The following is a 22,061-nucleotide window of genomic DNA, read 5'->3' on the forward strand; positions in this document are numbered from 1 at the left end:
CTGTCGCATCGGTGTCGTGGACACAAATGTGCTGCGCCGATGGCGGCTATCGGTTTGAAAATGTAGATTATCGGCCGAACACAATGCCTGCGGTCTGCGCCCGCAATCGCGGATCATGCGAGCGGATGGTCACTGGCCGGCCTTCGAGAATTTCGAAACAGCGCGCGAGCGTGTCGTCTTCCAGCCGGCGCATCGCCTCGTAGGTGAAGAAGGTAAGATGCGGAAATAGGATCACATTGTCGCGACCAAACAATGCGCTCATCGGATGGCCTGACCTCGCCAGCGGCTCGACCGAATAGACATCGAGCCCGGCACCACCGATGCGACCGGCAACGATCGCCTCGACGAGCGCCGCCTCATCGATCAGCGCACCGCGCGAGACATTGACGATGATGGCCGACGGTTTCAGGCAGGCGAGCTCATGCTTGCCGATCAGGCCGCGTGTCTGGTCGTTCAGCACGCAATGCAACGAAACGAAATCACAGGCACGCAACATGGCGTGTAGGTCGTCGGCTTTCTCGATGCCGGCGGCGCGCATCGTCGCGGCATCGACACCGGGATCAAAACCAACGACGCGTGCGCGAAACCCCTGGCCGGCCATGCGCGCCATGCTGCGGCCAATCTTGCCGCAGCCGACCAGCCCAAGCGTGGCGCCTGATATATCGCGTCCCAGCCAGCGCTGTTCGGGCCAAATCCAGCCGTCTCGCGTCATTGCCTGGGTGATCCCCGGCAGCCGCTTGGCGAGCGCAATCATCAGCGCGAAGGCGCCTTCGGCAACGGTTTCCTCGGCATAGTCGGGCACGTTGACCACGGGAATGTCACGCCGCATCGCTGCGGGAATATCGATGGCATCGATGCCGACGCCGTATTTGACGATGCCCTTCAGCCTGGGAGCGGCATCGATCACCCGCGCCGTGATCGGCGTGTAGCACATGAGCAGGAGATCGGCGTCGGCGACCGCGTTGGCGAGATCGGCTTCGGGAATGCCATCCGGTAGCGTCACCAGGTTGACGCCTCTCGCCCGTAGGCCGGCATCGATTTCAGGACATTCGAGTTCGCGGTCTGTGCGGACGGCCTTCATGGTCAGGCGGCCAGCACGGCGTCCTCGACAATGTCGAGCGCGCGGTCGAGATCAGTTTTGGAGATAACCAACGGCGGCGAGAGCGTCAGCACATTGCCGTGGCTCACCTTGAAGCTCAGGCCTTGTTCCAGGCAAGCGTAGAAGACACGTTCGGCGAGGTCCCGCGCCGGCTGTCGCGAAGCACGGTCCTCAACGAGTTCGACGCCGACCATCAGCCCCCTGCCCCTGACGTCACCGACATGGGGCGAGCGCGCCATCAGGTCCTGCATACGTGCAAGCATATGGCCGCCAAGCTCAGCCGAACGCTCGACCAGCCCCTCCTCCAGGATGATGTCGATGGTCGTCAGCGCCGCACGCGTTGTCACGGGGTTCTTTTCGTGGGTGTAGTGACCGATGGCGAAGCCGCCGGTGACGTCGAGATCGCGGCGGGCGATGACGGCGGCGATCGGCAGGATGCCGCCGCCGAGTGATTTGCCGAGGACAACGATGTCGGGCGTTACGCCGTCATGCTCATGGGCGAAAACTTTTCCGGTCTTGCCGAGGCCGGTCGGGATCTCGTCGAAGATCAGCAGCGTGCCGTGCCTGTCGCAGGCCTCGCGCACGCGCTTCCAGAAACCGGGCGGAGGTGGATTGGGCGTCGCGCGCATCGGCTCGGCAACGACAGCCGCCACGTCCTGCTCGCGGCCGAGCACATAGGCGATCATGTTGGCGCAAGCGAGCCCCGATGCCTCCAGGGAGTCGTGGCCATAGGGGCAACGATAGCCATCCCAGGGCGCGACGTGCTCGGTGCCGGTCATCATCGGGCCTGCGATATGCGAACGGAAGGTCGCCTCGCCGCCGACGCTGGCCGCGCCGAAGCCGGCGCCATGGAAAGCATCCCAGAACGACACCGTCTTGAAACGGCCGGTGGCCGCCCGCGCGATCTTCAGCGCGACCTCGATGGCATCGGAGCCGCCGGTGGTGAACAACACCTTGCCGAGATCGCCGGGAGCCAGCGCGGCCAGTTTTTCGGCCAGTTCGACGGCGGGCTCGCAGGTGAAACGGCGCGGCGCGAAGCAGAGGTCGTCGAGTTGCTTCTTGATCGCCGCCACCAATCTCGGGTGACCGTAGCCGAGGTGATGCACGCTGTTGCCGTGGAAATCCATGAAACGACGGCCGGCGGTGTCCTCGATCCAGATGCCTTCCGCCCTAGCTATCGTCGAAAGACAGGGGCTGGACAGGCTCTGGTGCATGAAGGCGGCGGCGTCGCGATCGAGCAGGCCGCGAATGCGGGGATCGTCCTGGCCGGTATCCCAGCGGCCGCGCGCCGCCGTCGTGTTGGAATCGCCTTCGGTATGCACAAGCTCTGATATCGCGGCCATCATTGTCTCCGAAATGCGAATGAGGGAGCGTGGGACGCTCCCTCGGTTTGTTCCGCCAGCTTATGTGATCCGGTCAGGACCAAGGCAGCGAAAATGTCTTCACATTGGTGTAGCTCTTCATCGCCTCGATGACGCCTTCCTTGTAGCCATTGCCGCTGTCCTTGATGCCGCCGAAGGGCGACATCTCGATGCGGTAGCCCGGCACTTCCCAGATGTTCACCGTGCCGACCTGCAGGCCGGCGATGTATTTTTGCATGCGGGGAAACGAATTGGTGCAGACGCCCGACGACAGGCCGAAGGCGGTCGAGTTGGACAACGCGATCAGTGCTTCATCGTCATCCGGCGCGCGCACGATCGGGATGATCGGCCCGAACGTTTCTTCCATCACCAGTTCGGATGTGTGCGGCACGCGGTCGACGACGATTGGCGGCAGCAGCGCACCCTGACGACCCGGGTTGTAGAGGATCTCTGCCCCCTGCTCGGCCGCCATGTGGACGCGCGCTTCGAACAACGCCGCCGCCTTCTCATGCACGACGGTGCCGAGATCGGTCGAGCGGTCCATCGGATCGCCGAAGCGGATCTTCTTGGCCCGCTCCAGCACCAGCGGCACGAAGCGGTCGGCGACGCTTTCCTGGACGAGGATGCGCTTGACCGCCGTGCAGCGCTGGCCGGAGTTTTTGGTCGCACCGGCGACCGCGAGATCGGCGGCCTTGGCCAGATCGTCATCGGAGAGATCGTTGAGGATGATCAGCGGATCGTTGCCGCCGAGTTCCAGCACCTGGCGCCTGTAACCGGCGCTGCGGGCGATCATCTTGCCGACCGGCACGCCGCCGGTGAAGGTGATCAAGTCGATATTCTCGTTGGTGATCATCTCGTTGCCGATGTCGACCGGCCAGCCGGTCACCACCGAAAGCATTTCCGGCGGCAGGCCGGCTTCATAAAGAATGTCGGCCAGCACCAACGCCGTCATCGGCGTCAGTTCGGTCGGCTTCACCACCACGCAATTGTTGGTGGCGATGGCCGGCGCCACCTTGTGCGAGACCATGTTGAGCGGATGGTTGAATGGCGTGATCGCCGAGATAGCCTTCAGCGGCTCGCGCGTGGTGAAGATCTTGCGCGCCTTGCCGTGCGGGGTGAGGTCGCAGGAGAAGATCTGGCCATCGTCCTGGATGCACATCTGCGCCGACAGCGTGAACACATCATAGGCGCGGCCGACTTCGTAGAGCGAGTCGGCCTTGGAGATACCGAGCTCGAGCGTGATCAGATCGGATATTTCTTCCCGGCGCGACGCCAGTGCTTCCGCCGTGCGGAACAGGATCTGCTGGCGCTCGTAGCGCGTCAGCTTCGACTTGTAGCCTGCAGCGATCTCGAACGCCTGGCGGGCGTGTTCGGCGCGGCCGGCGGGGACGGTGCCGATGACGGTGTCGTTCCAGGGGTAACGCACCTCGACAACACCACCGGCATCGACCTTCCTGCCGGCAATGCGCATCGGCTCGTGGCGAACTTTGATGGCAGGGTCAAGCTTGGTCATGTCGGTATTCCTCGGTGCTCAGACAGCCAGGTTGATTTTTTCTAGGCAACGGCATCGCGTCTCAGCAATGGCTTCCCCCACTCCGCCGAGCTTCGCTCGCCACCTCTCCCCCCTCCGGAGGGAGAGGAAGGGAGCCAAGGCTGGCAAACTCGCGCCCTTCCTCTCCCCCGTCGATCGGGGGAGAGGTGTCGAGCGAAGCTCGACGGAGTGGGGGTCGACATCATCAGGCCTATGCCAATGCAGCCGCCATAGTGGCGTAATAGAACGCGTCGAAATTGCGCAAGGTCGGCTCGTTGGGCAGATCCGGCAGCACGCGGTTGACGATGAACGGCACTTCCTGCTCGGTCAGTCCGCCATGCGAGCGCAGCGGCTCGTTTAGCGCCGCCAGATCATGGCGATGTTCCGATGTGCCGATCGTCTTGTTCTCGGTCGAGACCAGCACGATGTCGCCGATGCGGTCAGCCGGCAGTTCGAAGCGCTCGCAGGCCGTCCGGCTATCGACGACCAGCATGATGCCGTCAACCTTGGCCAGCCGCGCCATGATGCCCGCCTGGTCCGCGCCATCAGGCAAATAGGCGGTGGCGAAAGAGCCCAGCGCGCCATGATGCACGACATAGGGGTCGGTGATCGGCAGGATGACGCGGGCGGCATCCTTGCCCAGCCATTCGTCAAGCAGGTCCTGGACGTAGACGACGTCGGGCGCACCGCCGGCCTTGTGCTTGGGCTTCATGCCATGGTCGGCGGTGACAACGATCGCGGCGCCCAGCGCATCAAGTTCGGTCAGGTACTTGTCGAACATCTCGTAGAAGGCGTTGGCCTGCGGCACGCCCGGTGCGTATTTGTGCTGCACATAGTCCGTCGTCGTCAGGTACATGATGTCGGGGCGGAATTCCCTCAGCAACTGGACGCCGGCGGCGAAGACGAATTCCGACAATTCGGCCGAATAGACTTCCGGCACAGGCAGGCCGAAATGCTTCGAGGCATTGTCGATGCCGTGCTCGCCAACCGTGGTCGTATCGGACTTCTCCGCCGAAAAGCACAGCGCGCGCCCTTCGTCGAAAGACAGACCCTTGCCGAGCAGCGCACGCAGCTTGTCTTTGGCGGTCACCACGGCAACCTTGGCGCCCGCATCATAGAAGGCCTGAAAAATGGTCGGCGCGCGCAGGAAGCGCGGGTCGTTCATCATCACTTCCTTGCCGGTCTCGCGCTCGTAGAGATAGTTGCCGCAAATGCCGTGCACCGAGGGCGGGCGACCGGTGGCGATCGACAAATTGTTGGGATTGGTGAAGCTCGGAATGACCGAGTGCGCAAAACGCACCGTGCCCTTCTCCTTGATCCTGACCAGGGCCGGCATCAGCCCGGCCTTGATCGCTTCATCGAGATAGGCCGGCTCGCAGCCGTCGAGGCAGATGGCGATCGCCGGCACGCGCGGCCAGGCGTAGGTGCGGCCGTTGACCGCGACGTTGATGGGAGACATCTGGTTCATCAAAAATCCTCGAAATCGGCCGCTTCAGGCGGCGAGTTTAGCGCGCTCGGCGATTGCCGCGGCGGGTGGAGCGGCGGTGTCGACGCCCATTTCATCAAGCGATTGCGCCGCCGCCTCGACGACGCGACGCATGACATGTTCGTCCATTTGGCCGATGCAGCCGACACGGAAGGAGTCCACGACCGTCAGCTTGCCGGGGTAGATGATGAAGCCCTTGTCCTTCATCAGTTCGTAGAAGCGATCGAAGGCGAAGTTGGCGTGGGCCGGGTTGAAGAAGGTGACGATGATCGGCGACAGCCAGCGGTCCTTGAGCAATGTCTCGAAGCCGAGTTCGCGCATGCCCGACACCATGACGTCGCGGTTCCTGGTGTAGCGGGCACCACGGCCGGCGACGCCGCCTTCCGCCTCATGCTGGCGCAGCGCCTCCAGGAAAGCGGCGACGACATGCGTCGGCGGCGTGTAGCGCCACTGGCCGGTCTTGTTCATATGCGCCCACTGGGCGTGGACGTCGAGCGACAGGGAATGGCTGCGCCCCTTGGCTGCCTCGAGTTCGCTCTTGCGGGCGATGATGAAGCCGAAGCCGGGCACGCCCTCGATGCATTTGTTGGCCGACGAGACCATCGCCTCATAGCGGATCTCGTTGACGTCGAGCGCGACGGCGCCGAACGCGCTCATGGAATCGACCAGCAGCTTGCGGCCCTTGGTGTGCACCGCCTCGGCGATCTCGGCGACCGGGTTCAAAATGCCGGAGCTGGTCTCGCAATGAATGGCTATGACGTGGGTGATGGCGTGGTCGGCTTCGAGCGCTGCCGCCACCTCGTCGCCGCGCGGCGGCAGGTAGTCGCCCTTGTCGATCAGCGTATAGGCGCGGCCGAGATACTGCATGGTCTGGGCCGCGCGCAGGCCGTAGGCGCCATTGGCCAGGACCAGAACCTTGCCGTCTTTCGGCACGAACGAACCCAGCATCGCCTCGACGCAGAAGGAGCCGCTGCCTTGCATCGGCACGCAATCGAATTCGGCTTTCGCATCGCCGGTCAGCGCCAGCAGGCGGCGGCGCATGTCTGATGTCATGGCGCGGAAATCGCCGTCCCACGATCCCCAGTCGCGCAGCATCGCCTGCTTGACCGGATAGGAGGTGGTGAGCGGCCCCGGTGTCAGCAGATACGGCTCGCCCAGCGCCGGACCGGCCAACGGCTCCGCGGCAAATTTCGTTTCGGCGAGCATGATGTCCTCCGACAGGTCGCTGCTTTTTTGATCTGGCGCCATTGTTGGCTGAGGGCATATATTTGTAAAATCGTTATTTTGTATCGACGTATCGATTTCAGTGATGATCCGATACAGACAGCAGAAGCTGCATGGCGCTCGTGACAGCTTCGTGAAACCCGGCAGGCCCATTCCAAGACATAAACCGAATCGTTTGTTTCCGGCTTTTGCATAGCAGGGCTTATGATAGGCTGCTGGTAACCAGAGAGGCTCGGGAGCGAAGAAGATGCGCTATGTTCAGTTGCGGGCCTTTCATCAGGTGGCGATCTCCGGCGGCTTTTCGCGGGCGGCCGAAGCGCTGTTCCTGACCCAGCCGGCGATATCGGACCAGGTCCGCAAGCTCGAGGAAGAGTATGATGTCCTGCTGTTCAATCGTAACAAGAAGCAGGTCACCCTGACCCATTCCGGCCAGAAACTGCTCGAAATAACCCACCGCATGTTCGACACCGAGCAGCAGGCGCTTGAGCTTCTGACCGAGTCGCGCGCCTTGCGTTCCGGCACGCTGCGCATCGTCGCCGACGCCGCGCATCATCTGCTTCACATTCTCGGCAGCTTCCGCGCCCGCTATCCCGGAGTGCAGGTCTCGGTGCGTGCCGGAAACACCGAGACGGTGATCAGCAGCCTCTACAGCTACGATGCCGATATCGGCGTGCTGGGCGAGGTGCCCGCCGGACGCGACTTCGAAGTGCTGAAACTGAACTCGACGCCGATCATAGCCTTCACCTCGATCGACCATCCGCTGTCGGGGAAGAAATCGCTGACGCTCAAGCAGCTCGCACAGGAATCCCTGGTCATGCGCGAGCGCGGTTCGAAGACGCGCCAGAAGCTCGAAGACCTGGCAGCGGCTTCTAAGGTGGAGTTGAGGCCTGTGATCGAAGCCGAGGGCCGGGAAGCCGTGCGCGAGATCGTCGCCTCTGGCGCCGGCATCGGCTTTGTCTCGGCGGCCGAATTCGGCCAGGATTCGCGGCTCGTCCCGATCACCATCGACGCGCCCGAGACCTTGATGGACGAGGCGCTGATCTGCCTGCGCGAGCGCAGCGGCGGCAAACTGGTGCGCGCCTTTCTCGACATGGCGCGCTCTATGTCGACGGATTAAGCCGCGGCCCTGATCTCCATTGCATCGGCTTTCACCCGCTCCGATTTCGGATCGTAGGGGCTGCGCAGATGCGCGGTGGCCGCATAGCGTACGCCGGCTAGATCGATCTCGAAATGGCCGCCGCTCAGGAACACAGCATCCACGCCGGTTTCGTTTTCGATCAAGCTGAGCGCCACTGACTGGCCAAGCGTGTGGCCATAGGCAGCCGAGCGGACCTCGCCGACCGGCTTGCCGTCGCGCAGGACCAACTCGCCGCCCCACAGCATCGGCTCGGTGTCGTCGAGCGTAAGGAGCACGATACGCTTTGCCGGTGCCGACGACGAGGGTTTCGCGGCGGCAAGCGCATCGCGGCCGATGAAGCCACCTGGCTTGTCCATCGCCACGGCGAAGCCAAGCCCCGCCTGCCAGGGATTGATATCAGGCGTCAGTTCCCGACCCCAGGCTCGAAAACCTTTTTCGATGCGCAAGGCGTCGAGCGCGTAGTAGCCGGCGTCGGCCAAGCCGAATTCACGGCCGGCCTCGTGCAACGCCTCGTAGACGCCGACGGCGAATTCGGCCGGCACGATCAGTTCCCAGCCGAGTTCGCCGACATAGGTCATGCGGTTGGCATAGGCAGTGGCGTAGCCGATATCGATTTCGCGAATGCTGGCGAAGGGGAAGCCGGCGTTGGAAAGATCGGCCGACGACAGTTTGCAGAGGAGATCGCGCGAACGCGGCCCCATCAACGCCAGCACCGCGTAAGCAGAGGTAACGTCGGTCAGGACGGCGTGGGCATGGGCCGGAATGTTCTTGACGATCCAGTCGGCATCGTGGACCGCCTGGGCGGAACCGGTAACGATGAGGAATTTTTCCGCGCCAAGCCGCATCACAGTGAGATCGCTTTCGTAGCCGCCGCGCGCATTGAGCACGCCGGTGTAGACCGACGTGCCGACCGGCACATCGATGTCGCCGGCGCAGATGCGGTTCAACACGGCACAGGCATCGCGGCCCTGGACAAGAAGCTTGGCGAAGGAGGTCTGGTCGAAGATGGCGACGGCTTCGCGCGTCGCCTTCATCTCGCGCCGCACGGCCTCGTGCCAGTTCTGGCGACCGAAGGCATAGTCGTTCCCGGCTTTCTCTCCCGGCGCCGCGAACCAGTTGGCACGCTCCCAGCCCATCTTGGAACCGAAGCAGGCGCCCTTGGCGGCGAGCCGATCATAGAGCGGCGAGCGGCGGAACGGCCGCGCGGTATCCAATTCGCGGTTCGGCCACGGCATGGCGTAATGCAGGCCGAGCGTCTCCTTGACGCGGTCATGCAGCCAGCGCGGATTGTTGTTGAAAGCGGCGAAGCGCCTGATGTCGACCGGCCACAAATCCATGGTCGGCGCGCCGTTGACGATCCATTCGGCCAGTGCCTTGCCGGCGCCGCCGGCACTGGCAATGCCCATCGAATTGAAGCCGGCGCCGACATAGAAATTCTTCAACTCCGGCGCCTCGCCGAGGAGGAAATTGTTGTCCGGCGTGAAGCTTTCGGGTCCGTTGTAGAATTTCTTGACTTCGGCCTGCGCCAGCTGCGGCACGCGCACCAGCGCGTTTTCCATCAGGATCTCGAACTGGTCCCAGTCGTCGGGCAGCAGCGCGAATTCGAAATTTTCGGGAATGCCGTTCATGCCCCACGGCTTGGCGTGCGGCTCGAAGCCACCCATCACCAGACCGCCGACCTCCTCCTTGAAGTAGATGAAGCCATCGGGGTCGCGCATGACAGGCAGGTCCGGATGCACACCCTCGATCCGGCCGGTGACGATGTACATGTGCTCGGCCGAATGCAGCGGCACCGAGACGCCGCACATCAGCCCGACCTTGCGCGCCCATTGGCCTGCGCAGTTGACGACGATCTCGGCGGCGATGTCGCCGCGGTCCGTCTCGACGCCGCAGGCGACGCCGTTTTTCACCGTGATGCCGGTGACCTGCACCCGCTCGAAGATTTTGACGCCACCATTGCGCGCGCCCTTGGCCAGCGATTGCGTGAGATCGGTGGGATTGGCCTTGCCGTCTCCGGGCAGCCAGACGGCGCCGACCAGATCGTCTGTCGCCATCACCGGCCAGAGCTCGGCTGCCTCGCGAGGCGAGATGACGTCGATCTCGACCCCTTGGGCACGCGCCGACGCGGCCGTGCGCTTCAACACCGCCATGCGGTCGGTGGTGCGCGCGACGGACAGCGAACCGCAGTTCTTCCAGCCGGTGGCGAGGCCGGTCTCGGCCTCCAGTTCGCTGTAGAGCTGCGTGGAGTACCGGATCAGGCTGGTCATGTTGGAATGGCTGCGCAGCTGACCGACAAGACCGGCCGCGTGCCAGGTGGTGCCGCCGCTGAGTTGTCCCTGCTCAAGCAGCACCACATCGCTCCAGCCCAGCTTGGTCAGATGATAGGCGACCGAGCAGCCGATGATGCCGCCGCCGACAATGACAGTTCGAGCCTGGGTGGGAAATTCATGTGCCATGAGCGTTCCGCCATTTGAGGGATGGCCGAGACATTACCATGGGAAAACCAAATATCAACTCATAATATCACAAAATATCACATCAAGCTGCAACGATGAGTTCAGGCCCCCTTTGCGAAAGCGCCTCGGCAAGCGCGAATTCGGGGTCGGTGTCGACGATTACCCCAGCGGCACGTTCGAAATTCGGGATCCTGAGCGGCGTCAGCTTGCCGAATTTGCTGCTGTCGAGCACGAAATAGGCCTTGCCGGCGAGGCTAATCATCCGGCCCCGCTGTTCGGCCCCGGCGCGGGTGAAATCGGTCACCTCGCCGTCCGGAGACAGCGCTCCGCCACCCAGAAAGGCCATATCGACGCGAAAGCGCGCCATCGCATCGAGCGTGTCGATGCCGGAAGCCGCCTCCTCGCCCGGGTCGACTTCGCCGCCCAGCATGTGCACGCGCACGCCGGGGACATGGCATAGGTGCAGCGCTATCTTCAGGCTGGCCGTGCAGATCGTCAGATCGCGCAGTTCCGTCATTGCATGCGCGATGGCCAACGTGGTGGTGCCGGAATCGAGAAAGACCACCATGCCATCCCTGACCAGCCTGGCGGCCGCCCTGCCGATCGCGGCCTTGCCTTGGGCATTTTCCTGGCTGCGCTGGCTCATCGCGGGTTCGCTCGGTTCGAAGCGGGCGGCCCCGCCATGCACGATGCCGAGCCTGCCCTGGTCGGAAAGCAGCTTCAAATCGCGGCGGATGGTTTCGCGCGAGACGTCGAAGAACCCAGCCAGTTCGGCGACGCTAACGGAACCCTGGGCGCCCAGCCGCCGCAGGATCTCGTCATGGCGGCGCGGGGCAAGGGCACGTGCCGGCAGGCGGCTGACGGGAGACATGGCATCCTCGTGTCAAGCATTGATGTTGCAATATGTGGCAGCGAACCGGCGCGGTGGCAACCACGCGCCACGATTGCGGGCTGCCCCCTGCCCTTCAGGCTTAGAATTTTCGCGACAACCGCCGCCATCCGTCGCGTTGACCAGCGTGTCGCTTCCCTCGCGAAGATGCTGTCTCAGAACGCTCACCGCCTTCTTGCCGTCGCGCCGCGGCAGGCGGCCAGCAGATCGCGGTGTTCGCTCCGCGAGCGGGTGCGATAATCCGGATTCGACATCTCGAGCAGAAGAGTGGGTCCGCCCGGCATGGTTCGGGCGGAGAAATCAGTCAATCGACCTTTACGGCGACCACCGCGGCGCAGTCGCCGGCCTTGACCAGGCCAGGGAAATGCCGCGCCGCCAGCATGCCCGACATTTTGGCCCGGATTTCCCGCGGCGCGACGCCGGTGCGGCCGGTGGAATGGATGCGGGCCACCACCGTGCCCTCCTCGACAGGTTCGCCGAGATCGACCATGGTTTCGATCATGCCGTCATCCTCGGCGAAGCAGAAGCAATCGCCCGAGGGCATGTCCAGCCACTGCGTTCCGCCCGTCTCGGCCGCCCCGGCGACGATACCCTCATGACGCAGCACGTTGAGGATGCCGCGCCGCGCGATCCGCACCGTCTCGGCTCGCGACGTACCGCCACCGCCGAGCTCGGTGGTGACGAAGACCTTGCCCATCTCTTCGGCCGCCGTGTCATACATGCCGATCGCATCGATCTCGGTCATGCGCATCGAGAATGGTGCCGAGAATGCCGCCACCGCGGCAAAGGCTTTCTGCTCCAGCGCCTTGTCGGGCAAAGTGTGGGCGGCACAGAACGGTACGAAATCCAGCGTCCTGCCGCCGGAATGGAAGTCGAAGACGATGTCGGCGCGGGGAAGCAGCTCGCGTTGGAAATAATCGGCGATCTTCTGCGTCACCGTGCCGTCGGGCCGGCCGGGGAAACTGCGGTTCATGTTGCCCTTGTCGATTGGCGAGGTGCGCGTGCCGGCCCGAAAAGCAGGATAGTTCATCGCCGGCACGATTATGACGGTGCCGCTGACCTGGCTGGGATCGAGCGTGCGGGCGAGTTCGTAGAGCGCCAGCGGCCCTTCATACTCGTCGCCATGATTGCCGCCGGTCAGCAGCGCCGCCGGCCCCTTGCCGTTGCGGATGACGCAGATCGGGATCATCACCGAGCCCCAGGCCGAGTCGTCGCGGCTATAGGGCAGGCGCAGGAAACCATGCTGGACGCCGTCACGATCGAAATCGACGGTCGGCGTGACCGGCGACGGGCGAAGACTGGACATCGGGCTCAATCCTTCACCACCAGCTTGCGCGGCACGTTGGCCAGGCACTCCACACCGGTATCGGTGATCAGGATGGATTCAGTGATCTCCAGCCCCATCGTCTCCAGCCACAGGCCGGTCATGAAATGGAAGGTCATGCCGGGCTTGAGTTCGGTGCGATCGCCGGGGCGCAGGCTCATCGTGCGCTCGCCCCAGTCCGGTGGATAGGAAAGCCCGATCGAATAGCCGGTGCGGTTGTCCTTGACGATGCCGTATTTCTTCAACACGGCGAAGAAGGCATTGGCGATGTCCTCGCAGGCATTACCCGGCTTTGCGGCGGCAAGGCCAGCTTCCATGCCTTCCAGCGTTGCCTTCTCGGCATCGAGGAATTCCTGCGTCGGCTTGCCGAGGAAGACGGTGCGCGACAGCGGGCAATGGTACCTGTTGTAGCAGCCGGCGATCTCGAAGAAAGTGCCCTCGCCCGCCTTCATCGGCTTATCGTCCCAGGTCAGGTGCGGCGCCGAGGCGTCGGCGCCCGAGGGCAGCAGCGGCACGATCGCGGGGTAGTCACCGCCAATGCCGTCGACGCCGCGCGTGCCGGCATCGTAGATCTCGGCGACGAGATCGTTCTTGCGCATGCCGACTTCGATCTTGTCGACGATGCGCTGGTGCATCGCCTCGACGATACGGGCGGCCTTGCGCATATAATCGATCTCGGTTGGGCTCTTCACCGCGCGCTGCCAGTTGACCAGCGCGGTGGCATCGACGAAGCGGGCGTTGGGCATATGCTTCTGCAGCGAGGCGAAGGCGGCGGCGGAGAACCAGTAATTGTCCATCTCGACGCCGACGGTGAGCTTGCCCCAGCCGCGATCGGTCAGCACACCCGACAGGAAATCCATCGGGTGGCGTTCGGTCGACTGCACATAGTGGTCGGCATAGCCGACGATGTTGTCATGTGCGAGGTAGGCGGTGCGCTTGGCGCCGTTCGCGTCCTGGCCACGACCGTACCAGACCGGCTCGCCCGATGGCGGCACGATGACCGCCTGGTGGACGTAGAAGGACCAGCCGTCATAGCCGGTGAGCCAGGCCATGTTGGAGGGATCGCTGACGATCAAAAGGTCGACGCCTTTCGCCTCCATGGCTTTCCGCGTCTTGGCGAGGCGTTCCGCATATTCGCTTCGCGAGAATTTCAGGTTCGGCTGCATTTTGTTGGTCCTCGTTTGTTGGGGCTGGAGCCCGTTTCAACTCGTTGAATCTGGCTCCAGGGAATTTTTTGATTGAGCATGATGCTGGGGAAACCGGTTGCCATTTTCCGGATCATGCTCCTGCGGCCGGCGTCAGCTTTCAAAGATCGTTCCGGCTTTCGCGGCCAGCGCACGGTCGCGGGCGAGCGTGGCGATCGCCGTATCCTGCACGCCCGTGCCGGTCAGATCGGCGATGGTGATGTCGCCGGCCGAGCGCCGGCCATGCCTCGCGCCGGCGATGATCTGGCCGAGCTCGGTCACCTCCGCGTCTCCAGCCATCACGCCCGCCGCGATGGCATGGTGCAATTCGCCCAGGCGCCGCGTCTGTTTCGCGCTGTCGGCGACATAGAGATCGGCCATGCGTAGGATCGTCGGCGCTATCTCGTTCTTGTGCTCGGCGTCCGAACCCATGGCGGTGATGTGCTGGCCGGCCGAAACAAACCCTGCCTTGATCAGTGGTTCGGTCGATGGGGTGGTCGTGACGACGATGTCGGCACCGGCAACAGCGTTGGCTGCGTCGGTCTCGGCGCGTACGTCGACGCCGAGCCTTTCGCGTAAGGTGGCCGCGGTCACTTCGGCCTTGGCGGCATCGCGCGCCCAGATGCGGGCCTGCGTGATCGGCCGCACCAGCGTCAGCGCTTGCAGTTGCAGCCCGGCCTGGACGCCGGCGCCGAAGATCGAGGCGACCGATGAGTCCGGCCGCGACAGATGCTTGGCCGCAACGGCTCCCGCAGCAGCGGTGCGAACATCGGTGAGATAGCCATTGTCGAGCAGCAAAGCCTCGACCAACCCTGTCTTCGACGACAGCAGCACCATCATGCCGTTAACGCTGGGCAGGCCAAGTTTGGGATTGTCGAAGAAGCCGGGGCTGATCTTGATGGCGAAGCCATCGATACCAGGCACATAGGCGGTCTTGACGTCAACCTCGCCGCGATGCTGGGGGATATCGAGCCGCAGGATCGGCGGCATCGCCACCGGCAGCGTGGCAAGCGCACGAAAAGCGTTCTCGACACAGGCGACGGCGTCGAGATCGAGCGTCACGATTGCGCGCAGTTCAGCTTCGGTGAGGATGGTCATCCTGCTCATGCGGCGCGCTCCGAAATCGATGGCATTTCCCCGCAGACAATCTTCCTGTGCAGTTGCATGTCGATGTTGCGGCCGGAAAGCAGAACCACAACCGGCCCCTCCGCCTTGACCTTGCCGGCGAGCAGCGCCGCGATGCCTACCGCACCGGCTCCCTCGACGATCTCGCGTTCCTGTTCATAGGCGTGGCGAATGCCGGCAGCGATTTCGTCCTCGCTGAGCAGGACGACATCGTCGAGCAGGTCGCGGCACATGGCGAAGGTCAGCCGGTTGTCGAGGCCGATGCCGCCGCCGAGCGAATCCGCCAGCGTCGGCAGTTCCTCGACCAGCACGGGGCGGCCCGCATCGAGGCTGGCCTTCATCGCGGCGCCCCGCGCCATCGAAACGCCGACGACTCTTGTTCCGGGACGGACACCCTTGACGGCCGCCGCTACACCCGAGGCCAACCCACCTCCGGAGAGTTGCACCAGTACCAGAGCGGCATCCGGGACCTGCTCCATCACCTCCAGCCCGAGCGTGCCTTGACCGGCAATGATGGCCGGATGGTCGAAGGGCGGCAGCATGACAAGCCCCTCCTCCGTCACCAGCCGCTCGACCTCCTGCTGGGCATCGTCCTGGCTGTTGCCAACGATACGGATTTCCGCGCCGAGGCGGCGGATTTCGTCCAGCTTATTCCTGGGTACCAGTCGAGACATGCAGATCACAGCACGCATGCCCTCGAGCTTTGCCGCATGCGCAAGCGCACGGCCATGATTGCCGGTCGATGCCGCGACGACGCCGCGCGCCTTCTCCCCTGCGCTGAGCGAAGCGACGGCGTTCGAAGCGCCCCGCAATTTGAAGCTGCCGGTGGTCTGGCGGTGCTCGAGCTTGAGTTGAACCGGAACGCCCAGCCTTTCGGAGAGACTTGCCGAAAGCACGATCGACGTGCGCTCGATCTTGCCGGCAATTCGCGCGCGCGCGGTACGGATATCGCCAAGGGTCACGGTCGCCATGGTCGTCAACCGCGCGGCAAGGGCAGCGTCATCAGACGGCCGAATTCGGGATGGGCTGTCTCATCACCGCAAAGGCGCAGGCAATTCCAGGCGGTCGCCTGATTGCTGGTCACCACCGGGCGGCCGATCGCCTGTTCCATGCCAGTGACCGCCAGCGCGCCGCGCAGCGCCGTGCACGACACGAACAGCGCGTCTGCCTGCGGATGCATCGCCCGGCGCGCGAGATTGATGAGGGCTGCCGGGGCAATGCGCGCCATCTCGCGGTCGTCCTCGAAGCCGAGACAGGTGAAGCTTAGGATTTCGAAGCCACGTTCGGCGAAATAGGTCGCCATCGGTCTGGAGGTTTCCACGGTATAGGGCGTGAGGATGCTGATCCGGCGCACCCCGAAGGCGTTCAGCCCGCGCACGCCAGCCATCGGAGGAGTGACAACGGGTATACCTGACTTGGCGGCCTGGATCGCCGTCTCGATCTCGGCATCGCCAATCACCACCGAGGCCGACGTGCAGGAGTAGCAGATGGCGTCGAGCGGCTCGTCAGGCAGGATCAAGGCAGCGCCCGCCGTCAGCGCCGGCTGCATCTTGCGCAGGTTCTCAGGCGTCGTCGGGTTGGCGTAGGGAATGCGCGCGACATAGACGCCGATCCGTTCGCTCGCCACCATGCGGCGAAAATCCGGCTCGGTCGTGTGGTCGGTGGCCAGGATGATCAGCCCGACACGCCGCTCCAGCGGACGCTCATCGAGCGCTGGCCGGTCGGGCACAAGCTTGATCTCGGACAAGGGCTTCATCTTTTATCTTTCGATCTTGCCGTAGCGGCGTTCCAGCCAGCGCAGCAGCACGACCGAAATCAGGCTGATGGCAAGGAAGAAGGCGCCGACCAGCGTGATCGGCTCAAGGTAGCGATAATAGGTGTTGGCGACGCTTTTCGCCTGGTTCATCAGCTCCAGCACGGTGATCGCCGAGAGCAGCGGCGTCTCCTTGAACATGGCGATGAAATAGTTGGCCAGCGCCGGGATCATCGGCGGAATAGCCTGCGGGATGATGATGTGGGACCAGGTCTGCCGCGCGCTGAGATTGCACGCCTTGGCGGCTTCCCACTGACCACGCGGCACATTGTCGATGCCGGCGCGGTAGACCTCCGCCGTGTAGGTGCCGTAGTGCAGGCCAAGTCCGATGACGCCGGCGACCAGCGGCGGCAAGAGAATGCCGATGTCGGGCAAGACGTAGAAGATGAAATAGAGCTGCACCAAGAGCGGTGTGCCGCGGATGAATTCGGCCACCCAACCGACGGTGCGCGACAGCGCCTTGTTGGGCGAGCGGCGCGCCAGCGCGATGCCCAGACCGACGATCGCGGCCAGCACCGAGCCGAGCAGCGTCGCCAGGATGGTGATCTTCACCCCCTGGATCAGGGTCGGCAGGATCTGCCGGACGAAGTCCCAGTCCCAATCCATCAGCGGACCCAATTCATCAGGAATGCTCTGGCCATCAGACGCGCACTCCGTCGAGGCCGCGCGCCATGCGGCGTTCCAGCGAGCGCACACCCCACGAGATGAGCAGCGCCAGGATGAAATAGATGATGAGGATGGTGGTGAACGGCACCATGGTGTTGCCGGTCTGGGCGCGCACCACCTGTGCCTGGAACGTCAGGTCGGCGAGCGAGATCAGCGAGACCACCGATGTCGCCTTGAGCAGCTCGATGGCGTTGTTGCCGAACGTCGGCAGCATCACCAGAAACGCCTGCGGCAGGATGACGTGTCGCATGCCTTGCCAACGGCCGAGATTGAGCGCGACGCAGGCCTCATGCTGTTCGCGGCCGATCGACTGCACGGCGCCGCGCACCACCTCGGCTGCATAGGCGCCCACATTCAAGCCCAGCGCCAACACACCGGCCTGCAGCGGGGTCAGTTCGAAGCCCACCAGCGGCAACACGAAATAGGCGAAAAACAGCTGCACGAAGATCGAGGTGCCGCGGAAGAACTCGATATAGGCCGTGGCCAGGGCCCGCAGCACGAAGAAGCGCGACAGGCGCCCCATGCCGGCGAGAAAGGCCATGATCAGGGCGAGCACCGACCCCATCAGCGTCAGCTCGATGGTGACAAGCGCTCCCTGCAATATCAGGCCAAAATAGCCGGACCACTGGGTCATTGAGTTGAAGTTTCCAACGTTGGTTTCAGCTTCCTTCTCCCCGTTTATGGGGAGAAGATGCCGGCAGGCAGATGAGGGGCAGCGCTAGCTTGTCGAAATATGGCGCCGCCCCTCATCCGTCACTTCGTGACACCTTCTCCCCGTGAACGGGGAGAAGGCAAGAAAGACGCCCTTATTTCGCCGCGCAGAGCTTGTCGCGCGTGGTCGACATAGCCGCCGCCGCCGAGAAGCCGTAGGGCTCGATGATCTTTGCGAACTCACCCGACTTCTTCATCTTGGCGAGTTCGACGTCGAAGGCATCGCGCAACGCCTCGTCGCCCTTCTTGAAGGCCGCGCCGTCGCAATAGACCGGCGCGCCCTGCACCGGGGCGATGACTTCGAGGTTCGGATCGGCGGCCTTCTTCATCAGGTCGTTGATCGAAAGGACAGGCAGCGAATAGGCGTCGATGCGGCCGTCCTGCACCATCTTCAGGCCGCTCTGGCCGTCCGGCACGACGATGACGCGTTCGCGTGGCACGCCGGCGTTGAGCGCAAGCTTCTCCTCGGTGCCGCCGCCCGGCGCGCCGATGGTGGCGGACGTGTCCTTGGCGACATCCTCGTAGCTCTTGAAGCCTTTCGGATTGCCCTTCTTCACCAGCATCGCCTCGGCGTCGCACAGAACCGGCTCGGAATAGGCAACCGCGGCGCAACGCTCCGGCTTCATGAACAGGCCGGCGGTGACGACGTCGAAGCGGCCGGCCTGCAGGCCGGGAATCATGGCGCCATATTCCGAGATCGAGGCGGCGACATCGGCAACGCCCAGCCGCTTGAATATCTCGCGCGCGACGTCGGGCGCGGCACCCGAAACCTTGCCGTCGGCGGCGACAGCCGTATAGGGCGGCTCATTGGCGATGGCCAAGCGAGCGAAGCCTTGCGACTTCAGCTGTTCAAGCTTGCTGTCGTCGGCCGAACCCGTGATCGAGGCGGCCAGAACCGCCGAAAGCGCGAGACCGGCGACGCCGGCCAGAGTTCCAAGTTTCTTCATTGTTCCCAACTCCTTGTTCTTGTCTTGGTTTGCGTGATCTTAGGACGGCTCAACCGCCCATAGGGACGGCATCGCCGCCTTTGGCATGCGGTCAGACACGATGTCCGGCCGCGATGATCTTCTTCAGGAACCCTTGCGTGCGCTCCTGCTTGGGATTGCGGAAAATCTCGTCGGGCTTGCCTTCCTCGACTATCCTGCCGCGATCGAAGAACAGCACCCGGTCGGCGAAGTCGTGGGCGAAACCCATCTCATGGGTGACCAGCAGCATGGTCATGTCGGTCTCGGCGCAGAGCCGCCACAAGACGTTGAGCACCTCCTCGACCAGTTCCGGGTCGAGCGCCGACGTCACCTCGTCGAACAGCATGATCTTCGGCTGCAAAGCGAGCGCACGGGCGATCGCCACGCGCTGCTTCTGACCGCCTGACAGCTGCGCCGGCATCGCCTTCGCCTTGTCGGCCATGCCGACCATCTCGAGCAGTTCCATCGCCCGCTTCTGCGCGGCGGCGCGCGGCGTGCCCTTGGTCAGCATCGGCGCCAGGGTCACATTGTCGATGACGCTCTTGTGCGGAAACAGGTTGAACAGCTGGAAGACCATGCCGGTCTTCTGGCGCATCCGCGCCAGGTGGCGCTCGTCGGCCGGCAGCAGCTGACCGTTGCGCTCCATGTGGTAGAGTTGCTCGCCGTCGATCTGGATGTGACCGCCGTCGATGCGCTCCAGCGTCATCAGGATGCGCAAGATCGTCGTCTTGCCCGAGCCGGAGGGGCCGATCAGCGCCAGCTTCTCACGCGGCATGACCTGCATCGACAGGCCGTCCAGAACCTTGAAGCTGCCAAAGCTCTTCGAGATGCTGTCGATCTTGATGATGGGCGCGGTTGCGGACAAATGAATTTCCCCGTGCTGGAGAAGCCTGGTGCCCTAACGATGCGGAACGCGCCAAATCATGTCAATTGGGAAAATAATATCATGACAATTATTCTGATTGCGCACATTCTCCGGTCGATCCCAGCCGGCTTTTTGGGCATGCCTATGTCAGAACGCCCTAGTGCATTGGGTGGCATGCTCAGATTGCAAGCAGCAGATGCTCCGGATCGCCAAGCAAGAGCTTGGTGACAACGCCGAGACCCGCGCGCAGTTCCCCCTCGGTGGTCGAACCCAGCGAAATGCGCACCGCCGGATGCCAGGGGGTATCCGAAATACGGAAGGAGGTGCCCGGCGCAATGGCCACGCCTTGCAGCCGAGCCTGGGCGACAAAGCTTTCCTCGGAACGGTCGGCCGACAGTTGCAGCCAGATATGCAGCCCGTCGCGACGGGCACGGTAGTCGACGCCGGCCAGCACCTCGCCCGCGATGTCCTGTCGCCGCCGCAACGCCGCGCGCTGCCAGCGCACCAGCTCCATCGCGGTGCCGTCGGTCACCCATTTGGTGGCGATCTCGGCCACCAGCGGTGTCGCCATCCAGTTCGAGACGAGATGCCGGTTGGCGACAGCGGCAACGTAGCGATCGGGCGCGGCGAGATAGCCGATGCGCAGGCCGGGCACGGTGATCTTGGTGAAGGAGGTGACGTAGAGCGTCCGTTCCGGCGCGAAAGCGGCGACCGGCGGCGGTCGATCCTCGACCAAGGGACCCAGCACGTCGTTCTCGATGATGGCGATGTCGTGCTTGCGCGCCACCGCCGCGATCTGCTCGCGACGCTCCGCATCCATGAGCGTTGCCGTGGGATTGATTACCGAAGGCTGCACGAAGACGGCGCGGATGTCGGACAGCCGGCAGGCTTCGTCCAGCGCTTCCGGAATCAGGCCATTGCTGTCGATCGGCAGGCCTTGAAGATTGAAGCCGAGATAGCGCGCCAGCGGCACCAGCGTATGATGACCGATCGCCTCGGTGGCAACGGTGGAGCCGGGCGGCGCCACGCTCATCAGCGCCACCGTCATGCCGGCCGTGGCGCCATTGGTGAGGCTGATGTTCTGCGCGGAGGCGTCCAGCCCGCACAGCTTCAGCCATTCGACCGCCACGGCACGGTGGCGCGGGAACACCATGTTTGGCCGGAACGACAGTGCCGAACTCGAAGGCAGGTTTTCGGCGAGCCAGCCCAGCGCCTGCTTCATCCGCTCCAGGTGCATCGGCTCGCAGACCGGCTTCAGGATCGACAGGTCGATGACTTCACCCAGGCGCTCCGGCAGATAAGGCGGCTCCGGTTCGCGGCGCTGCGTCTGCACAAAGCTGCCGCGGCCGATCTCGCCCGAAATCAGGCCGCGCCGGATCAGTTCCTCATAAGCACGGCTGACCGTCTGCACTGAAAGCTTGAGGTCGTCGGCCAGGCGGCGATGGGTCGGCAACCGCGTGCCGTTGGCGAGGCGGCCGTCGTGGATGGCGCGCGCGAACTGGTCGGCCAACGATTGATAGGCCGGCCGCCGGATGAGCGCGGGATCAGGGTGCCACAATGTCATGACTTATTAGAGATCGAAATCAGTGCAATTGACAATCGAAATAATGCGCCGTCATGGTACGATCGACGAAAAAGTGAGCGCTGATGACTGCTGCGAAACTCGACGCGATCGACCTCAAAATCCTCGACGCCATCCAGCGTGATGGACGCATCACCAAGCTGGCGTTGGCCGAGCAGGTCGGGCTGTCGCCGACGCCGTGCTGGATGCGGCTGCGCAAGCTGGAAAAGGCCGGCATCGTCTCGGGTTATCATGCCCGGATCGCCATGCGCGTTGTGGCGCCAGTCGCCACCGTGCTGATGGAGGTGACGCTGGCCAGCCATCGCCAGGCCGATTTCGACCGCTTCGAGCGCGTCGTCCGCGACATTCCCGAGATCGTCGCCTGCTGGTCGGTGGGCGGCGGCGTCGACTATGTGCTGAAGGTGATGGCGCGCGACATCGACGCCTATCAGCGGCTGGTCGACGGCTTGCTCGATCGCGAGATCGGCATCGACCGCTACTTCACCTACATCGTCATCAAGACGGTGAAGGATGACATCGCGCTGCCGATAGCGGACCTGCTGCCGGCGTCGACCTAGACCGGAGAGATCGACTGCCCCCTCGCCGCAATAGAGAGACTCTCTCTACGGCCAGGCGTCCAAACAGCCTCTCTGTCTGCCGGTG

The 22,061-nt window shown here is 63.8% G+C and carries 19 protein-coding genes; 2 read left to right on the forward strand and 17 right to left on the reverse strand.

Annotated elements, in window-relative coordinates; genetic code table 11:
- Positions 1-67: 67 nt before the first annotated feature.
- The 5 genes from FJ950_RS16005 to FJ950_RS16025 form a co-directional block, all read right to left on the reverse strand.
- Complete coding sequence (locus FJ950_RS16005) at positions 68-1,081, reverse strand: NAD(P)-dependent oxidoreductase (protein ID WP_140617480.1); 1,014 nt, start codon at positions 1,079-1,081, stop codon at positions 68-70.
- A 2-nt stretch (positions 1,082-1,083) separates the two neighbouring features.
- Complete coding sequence (locus FJ950_RS16010) at positions 1,084-2,442, reverse strand: aspartate aminotransferase family protein (RefSeq protein WP_140617481.1); 1,359 nt, start codon at positions 2,440-2,442, stop codon at positions 1,084-1,086.
- Positions 2,443-2,515: 73 nt separating this feature from the next.
- Complete coding sequence (gene phnY / locus FJ950_RS16015; protein ID WP_140617482.1) at positions 2,516-3,973, reverse strand: phosphonoacetaldehyde dehydrogenase; 1,458 nt, start codon at positions 3,971-3,973, stop codon at positions 2,516-2,518.
- A 229-nt stretch (positions 3,974-4,202) separates the two neighbouring features.
- Positions 4,203-5,459: a phosphonoacetate hydrolase gene (gene phnA / locus FJ950_RS16020; RefSeq protein ID WP_140617483.1), complete on the reverse strand. Its 1,257-nt coding sequence runs from the start codon at positions 5,457-5,459 to the stop codon at positions 4,203-4,205.
- A 24-nt stretch (positions 5,460-5,483) separates the two neighbouring features.
- Positions 5,484-6,683: a 2-aminoethylphosphonate--pyruvate transaminase gene (locus tag FJ950_RS16025; protein WP_140617484.1), complete on the reverse strand. Its 1,200-nt coding sequence runs from the start codon at positions 6,681-6,683 to the stop codon at positions 5,484-5,486.
- Positions 6,684-6,948: 265 nt separating this feature from the next.
- Between FJ950_RS16025 and FJ950_RS16030 the strand changes: the two genes are divergently transcribed.
- Positions 6,949-7,818 (forward strand): LysR substrate-binding domain-containing protein, encoded by an 870-nt coding sequence (locus FJ950_RS16030; RefSeq protein ID WP_140617485.1) that lies wholly within the window; start codon positions 6,949-6,951, stop codon positions 7,816-7,818.
- On the opposite strand, the gene FJ950_RS16035 is transcribed toward FJ950_RS16030, so the two are convergent.
- The 12 genes from FJ950_RS16035 to FJ950_RS16095 all read right to left on the reverse strand — a co-directional run bounded on the left by FJ950_RS16035 (position 7,815) and on the right by FJ950_RS16095 (position 21,401).
- Positions 7,815-10,295, reverse strand: a complete 2,481-nt coding sequence (locus tag FJ950_RS16035) for an FAD-dependent oxidoreductase (RefSeq protein ID WP_140617486.1) — start codon at positions 10,293-10,295, stop codon at positions 7,815-7,817. The two genes, FJ950_RS16030 and FJ950_RS16035, sit on opposite strands and share 4 nt — an antisense overlap.
- Positions 10,296-10,377: 82 nt before the next feature.
- Entirely contained in the window at positions 10,378-11,166 is a 789-nt protein-coding gene (locus FJ950_RS16040; RefSeq protein WP_140617487.1) for a DeoR/GlpR family DNA-binding transcription regulator, read from the reverse strand.
- Positions 11,167-11,488: 322 nt separating this feature from the next.
- Positions 11,489-12,490: a N(2)-acetyl-L-2,4-diaminobutanoate deacetylase DoeB gene (doeB, locus tag FJ950_RS16050; protein WP_140617488.1), complete on the reverse strand. Its 1,002-nt coding sequence runs from the start codon at positions 12,488-12,490 to the stop codon at positions 11,489-11,491.
- 5 nt (positions 12,491-12,495) lie between these two features.
- A complete protein-coding gene (gene doeA / locus FJ950_RS16055) occupies positions 12,496-13,674 on the reverse strand; it encodes an ectoine hydrolase DoeA (RefSeq protein ID WP_140617489.1) in 1,179 nt (392 codons plus the stop codon).
- A gap of 132 nt (positions 13,675-13,806) precedes the next feature.
- On the reverse strand, positions 13,807-14,799 hold the full coding sequence (gene eutC, locus FJ950_RS16060; RefSeq protein WP_140617490.1) for an ectoine utilization protein EutC: 993 nt from the start codon (positions 14,797-14,799) through the stop codon (positions 13,807-13,809).
- Positions 14,796-15,788 (reverse strand): hydroxyectoine utilization dehydratase EutB, encoded by a 993-nt coding sequence (eutB, locus tag FJ950_RS16065; RefSeq protein WP_140617491.1) that lies wholly within the window; start codon positions 15,786-15,788, stop codon positions 14,796-14,798. Before eutB ends, eutC begins: the two co-directional genes overlap by 4 nt.
- 5 nt (positions 15,789-15,793) lie before the next feature.
- On the reverse strand, positions 15,794-16,573 hold the full coding sequence (eutA, locus tag FJ950_RS16070; RefSeq protein ID WP_140617492.1) for an ectoine utilization protein EutA: 780 nt from the start codon (positions 16,571-16,573) through the stop codon (positions 15,794-15,796).
- 3 nt (positions 16,574-16,576) lie between these two features.
- Positions 16,577-17,236: an ectoine/hydroxyectoine ABC transporter permease subunit EhuD gene (gene ehuD / locus FJ950_RS16075; protein ID WP_015319077.1), complete on the reverse strand. Its 660-nt coding sequence runs from the start codon at positions 17,234-17,236 to the stop codon at positions 16,577-16,579.
- Positions 17,237-17,270: 34 nt separating this feature from the next.
- On the reverse strand, positions 17,271-17,930 hold the full coding sequence (ehuC, locus tag FJ950_RS16080; protein ID WP_015319078.1) for an ectoine/hydroxyectoine ABC transporter permease subunit EhuC: 660 nt from the start codon (positions 17,928-17,930) through the stop codon (positions 17,271-17,273).
- A gap of 172 nt (positions 17,931-18,102) precedes the next feature.
- Positions 18,103-18,954, reverse strand: coding sequence for an ectoine/hydroxyectoine ABC transporter substrate-binding protein EhuB (gene ehuB, locus FJ950_RS16085; RefSeq protein WP_015319079.1), 852 nt, complete (start codon positions 18,952-18,954; stop codon positions 18,103-18,105).
- A 91-nt stretch (positions 18,955-19,045) separates the two neighbouring features.
- The gene (ehuA, locus tag FJ950_RS16090; protein ID WP_140617493.1) at positions 19,046-19,837 is read right to left on the reverse strand and encodes an ectoine/hydroxyectoine ABC transporter ATP-binding protein EhuA; all 792 of its coding nucleotides are present in this window, start codon (positions 19,835-19,837) and stop codon (positions 19,046-19,048) included.
- Positions 19,838-20,015: 178 nt separating this feature from the next.
- Complete coding sequence (locus FJ950_RS16095; RefSeq protein WP_140617494.1) at positions 20,016-21,401, reverse strand: PLP-dependent aminotransferase family protein; 1,386 nt, start codon at positions 21,399-21,401, stop codon at positions 20,016-20,018.
- Positions 21,402-21,484: 83 nt separating this feature from the next.
- On the opposite strand from FJ950_RS16095, the gene FJ950_RS16100 reads away from it, so the two are divergent.
- The gene (locus tag FJ950_RS16100) at positions 21,485-21,976 is read left to right on the forward strand and encodes an Lrp/AsnC family transcriptional regulator (RefSeq protein ID WP_140617495.1); all 492 of its coding nucleotides are present in this window, start codon (positions 21,485-21,487) and stop codon (positions 21,974-21,976) included.
- The last annotated feature ends 85 nt before the right edge of the window (positions 21,977-22,061 follow it).

The organism is Mesorhizobium sp. B2-3-14 (assembly GCF_006442175.1).
Lineage (GTDB): Bacteria > Pseudomonadota > Alphaproteobacteria > Rhizobiales > Rhizobiaceae > Mesorhizobium > Mesorhizobium australicum.